Raw genomic sequence first — 4,335 nt, 5'->3', positions numbered from 1 at the left:
CAGAGCCTTGACGACGCCGAGACCATCCGCGTCGTCGCCCGCAATGGCGGCAAGACCCGGATCATCAATGGCGCCCGCAGCGTCTATTCGCTGGCGATGGAGGCCGCCCGCACCGGCGTCGGCCTCGTCGCGCTGATCGAACGCAAGGGGCTTGGCGAGACGGTCGATCTCGAGGCCGCTTACAAGAAGGGGCGGCTGCTGTCGCCGATCAATCACCCCGATCCGGCGCATCTGCACCTGACCGGCACCGGGCTGACGCATCTCGGCTCCGCCGCGACGCGCGATTCCATGCACAAGAAGCTGAGCGCCGACGGCGAGGAGCAGCTCACCGATTCCATGAAGATGTTCCGCATGGGGCTGGAGGGCGGCAAGCCGGCGAAAGGCCAGATCGGCGTGCAGCCGGAATGGTTCTACAAAGGCAACGGCACGATGGCGGTGGCACCAGGCGCCGCACTCCTGTCACCGGCCTTTGCCAAGGACGCCGGCGAAGAGCCCGAGGTCGCCGGCATCTACGTCATCGGCGACGACGGCGCACCTTTCCGCGTCGGCTTCACGCTGTCGAACGAGTTTTCCGACCACGTCACCGAGCGCGTGAACTATCTGTTCCTCGCGCATTCCAAGCTGCGCAACGCCTCGTTCGGGCCGGAGATCCTGATCGGCGACCTGCCGTCCGACATCCGCGGCACCTCGCGCATCGTGCGCGACAGCGAGGTGCTGTGGGAAAAGCCGTTCCTGTCCGGCGAAGCGAACATGTCGCACACCATCGCCAATCTCGAACATCATCATTTCAAATACGCGGCCTTCCGCCAGCCGGGTGACGTGCATGTGCACATGTTCGGCACGGCGACGCTGTCCTTCGCCGACGGCATCACGACCGAGGCCGGCGATGTCTTCGAGATCGAGGCCGGGGATTTCGGCCTGCCGCTGCGCAACCCGCTCGAGATCGAGCAGCCGGTGAAGGTGGCTGTGAAGGCGCTTTGAGAGCGCGCCTTTTCCTTCTCCCCAAGTGGGAGGTGGATCGGCGCGTTAGCGCCGAGACGGATGAGGGGTGTTCCAGCGGAGTGAAACGTTGGCGTTCCCTGGAACACCCCTCATCCGTCGCCTCCGGCGACACCTTCTCCCACAAGGGGAGAAGGAAAAGGCGCCTCTGCCTCAATAAATATCGAAGTCGAAATACTTGGCCTGGATCTTCTTGTAGGTGCCGTCGGCAACGATCGCGTCGATGGCCGCGTTGAGCTTGTCGCGCAGGGCCGTGTCGTCCAGGCGCACGGCGATGCCGGCCTGGGTCTCGGTGCCCTTGACGTCGCCGACCAGCTTGCAGCAGCCGTCGCTTGCCTTCTTCAGCCAATCCATCAGCACGAACTTGTCCGAGATCACGGCGTCAAGACGACCGTTGGTCAGGTCGGTGATCGCCTCTTCCTGGGTGGGATAGAGTTTGGCCTCCGCGCCCGCCTTGCCATATTCATTCTGGGCATAGTCGGCCTGCGTGGTCGAAGCCTGGGCACCGACCGTCTTGCCGGCAAGGGCCGCCGGTTCGGTCGAGGTGAGATCGGTGTCCTTCGGCGCCACCAGAGCCAGCGGTGTCGTATAATATTTGTTGGTGAAGGCGACCTGCTTCTTGCGCTCCTCGGTGATGCTCATCGAGGCGATGATGGCGTCGAACTTCTTGGCCTGCAAAGCGGGAATGATGCCGTCCCAGTCCTGGGTAACGATCTCGCATTCGACCTTCATCTGCGCGCACAGCGCATTGGCGATGTCGATGTCGAAGCCTTCGACCTTGCCGTCGGCGGTAATGGTGTTGAACGGCGGATAGGCGCCCTCGGTGCCGATCTTGATTTTCTCCGCCGCCTGCACCGACAGAGAGCCGGCCAGTGTTGCCAGCATGGCAGCGCCCGCCGCCGATATGACCCATTTCGAAAATCGCATTTTCTTGGTTCCCCTTGAACGCCGCCAGCTTGACGGGCGGCAAGGCAGCCAAGCATGGCGAGCCGGTACAGGCAAGTATTTTGCCTTGGGGCAATGAGGGTCAGCGCGCGGCGCGGAAATGCTTGGACAGCTTCAGGCCCTGCGCCTGGTAGTTGGAGCCGAGATCGGTGCCGTAGAGCGCCTGCGGCCGCTTCAGCATATGCTCGTAGACCAGCCGGCCGACGATCTGGCCGTGGTCGAGGATGAACGGCACTTCATGGCTGCGCACTTCCAGCACCGCCCGGCTGCCGGTGCCGCCGGATGCGGAATGGCCGAAGCCCGGATCGAAGAAGCCGGCATAATGGACGCGGAATTCGCCGACCAGCGGATCGAAGGGCGTCATCTCGGCGGCGTAGAGCGGCGGCACATGCACCGCCTCCTGGCTGACGAGGATGTAGAATTCATCGGGGTCGAGCACCAGTTCGCCGGCGCCGCTCTTGTGGATCGGTTCCCAGAAGTCGACGACTTCCTGGGCCGCGCGCTTGTCGACATCGACGAGGCCGGTGTGATGCTTGCCGCGATAGCCGACCAAGCCGCTTTGATCGCCGTTGAGGTCGATCGACAGCGCGATGCCGCCGCCGGAAATGTTCGGCGGCTCGGTGGCGACAAGCATCTGCGTGCGATGCAGGTCGTGCAACTCGGCTTCGGAGAGCAGCGCATTGCCGGTGCGGAAACGGATCTGCGACAGGCGCGACCCGGTGCGGACGACGATCGGGAAGGTGCGCGGGCTGACTTCCAGAAAGAGCGGGCCATGATAGCCGGCCGCGATCTTGTCGAACTCGTGGCCGCGATCGGTCATGACGCGGGTGAAGATGTCGAGCCGTCCGGTCGAACTCTTCGGATTGGCCGAGGCTGAAATGTCCGCCGGCAGCGCCAGGCTTTCAAGCAGGGGCACGATGTAGACGCAGCCGGTCTCCAGCACCGCGCCCTCGGCCAGATTGATCTCGTGCAGCTGCAGCCGGTCGAGCTTTTCCGAGACCTTGTGATTGGGGCCGGGCAGGAAGGAGGCGCGCACCCGCCAGGCCTTGTCGCCGAGCCTGAGATCGAGGCTGGCCGGCTGGATCTGGTCGGTGTCGAGCGCACGCGCCGACTTCAGCGCGCCGGACTGGAGCAGCGCCGATATGTCCTGGTCGGGAAGAATGCCTGTCTGCCGCAAGGCTCCACTCCTGCTTGGTACAAACCTCTTAATGAAGCCGGCAATTGACGCAAGCGCGGTGCGGGTCTAAAGGGTCGTTATCCCGTGGTGATTTGGCCGGTCGGCTTGCAGCCACGTTAAACAAGTCGCTAAAGGACCGTCGGGCCGCAAGGCCGTATGGACCGGTTGCGACTTTCGCGGCCGGTTTTTTTGTGTCTGGAAGAAAAGCGATGAGCACCAAGAAGCGCAACTGGAAGCCTCAGACGGCACTCGTGCACAGCGGAACGCTGCGTTCCGGTTTCGGCGAAACGTCAGAAGCGATCTATCTCACCCAAGGCTATGTCTACGAAACGGCGCAAGCCGCCGAAGCCCGTTTCAAGGGCGAAGAGCCGGGTTTCATCTATTCGCGCTACGCCAATCCGACCGTCGACATGTTCGAGAAGCGCATGTGCGCGCTGGAAGGTGCGGAAGACGCGCGCGCCACCGCGTCGGGCATGGCCGCGGTGACGGCCGCCCTTCTGTGCAGCGCCAAGGCCGGCGACCATATCGTGGCGGCGCGTGCGCTGTTCGGCTCCTGCCGCTGGGTGGTCGAGACGCTGGCGCCGAGATACGGCATCGAGGCGACGCTGGTCGACGGCACCGACATCGCCAACTGGGAAAAGGCGATCAAGCCGAACACCAAGCTGTTCTTCCTGGAAAGCCCGACCAATCCGACGCTGGAAGTGGTCGATATCGCCGCTGTCGCTTCGCTTGCCAATTCGATCGGCGCCAGGCTGATCGTCGACAATGTCTTCGCCACGCCCCTGCAGCAGAAGCCCTTGCAGCTCGGCGCCCATATCGTCGTCTATTCGGCGACCAAGCACATAGACGGCCAGGGGCGCTGTCTCGGCGGCGTCATCCTGTCGGACAAGAAGTGGATCGACGAGAACCTGCACGACTATTTCCGCCATACCGGCCCAAGCCTTTCGCCTTTCAACGCCTGGACGCTGCTGAAGGGCCTGGAAACGCTGCCGCTGCGCGTACGCCAGCAGACGGAAAGTGCCGGCCGGATCGCGGATTTTCTGGCCGAACGGCCGGAAATCGCGCGCGTCATCTATCCCGGCCGCGCCGACCATCCGCAGGCCGACATCGTCAAGAAGCAGATGTCGGGCGGCTCGACGCTGATCTGCCTGGACGTCAAGGGCGGCAAGCAGGCGGCCTTCGCCTTGCAGAACGCGCTCGACATCGTCCTGATC

4 protein-coding genes and 1 riboswitch are annotated in these 4,335 nt (G+C 63.7%); of the genes, 2 read left to right on the top strand and 2 right to left on the bottom strand.

From position 1 onward, the window contains the following. Positions 1–981, top strand: a 981-nt coding sequence (araD1, locus tag EN994_RS19865; RefSeq protein WP_127307742.1) for an AraD1 family protein, incomplete at its 5' end; no start/stop codon positions are given. A gap of 171 nt (positions 982–1,152) precedes the next feature. Here araD1 and EN994_RS19860 read toward each other — a convergent pair. Both EN994_RS19860 and EN994_RS19855 read right to left on the bottom strand, forming a co-directional pair. Next, positions 1,153–1,926 (bottom strand): ABC transporter substrate-binding protein, encoded by a 774-nt coding sequence (locus EN994_RS19860; protein WP_024503157.1) that lies wholly within the window; start codon positions 1,924–1,926, stop codon positions 1,153–1,155. Between the two features lie 100 nt (positions 1,927–2,026). After that, complete coding sequence (locus EN994_RS19855) at positions 2,027–3,121, bottom strand: 2'-deoxycytidine 5'-triphosphate deaminase (RefSeq protein ID WP_063170016.1); 1,095 nt, start codon at positions 3,119–3,121, stop codon at positions 2,027–2,029. A 74-nt stretch (positions 3,122–3,195) separates the two neighbouring features. Beyond that, positions 3,196–3,273: riboswitch (SAM riboswitch) on the top strand. Between the two features lie 57 nt (positions 3,274–3,330). On the opposite strand from EN994_RS19855, the gene EN994_RS19850 reads away from it, so the two are divergent. Then, the coding region (locus EN994_RS19850) for an aminotransferase class I/II-fold pyridoxal phosphate-dependent enzyme (RefSeq protein ID WP_127307741.1) at positions 3,331–4,335 on the top strand (1,005 nt) is incomplete at its 3' end.

Source organism: Mesorhizobium sp. M7A.F.Ca.CA.002.09.1.1 (assembly GCF_003998555.1).
GTDB lineage: Bacteria > Pseudomonadota > Alphaproteobacteria > Rhizobiales > Rhizobiaceae > Mesorhizobium > Mesorhizobium ciceri.
This window is presented reverse-complemented; position numbering and strand designations above follow the sequence as displayed.

Coding starts and splice junctions, on each gene's coding strand:
- EN994_RS19860 (WP_024503157.1), bottom strand. CDS start 1,926: ATGCGATTTTCGAAATGGGTCATATCGGCGGCGGGCGCTGCCATGCTG.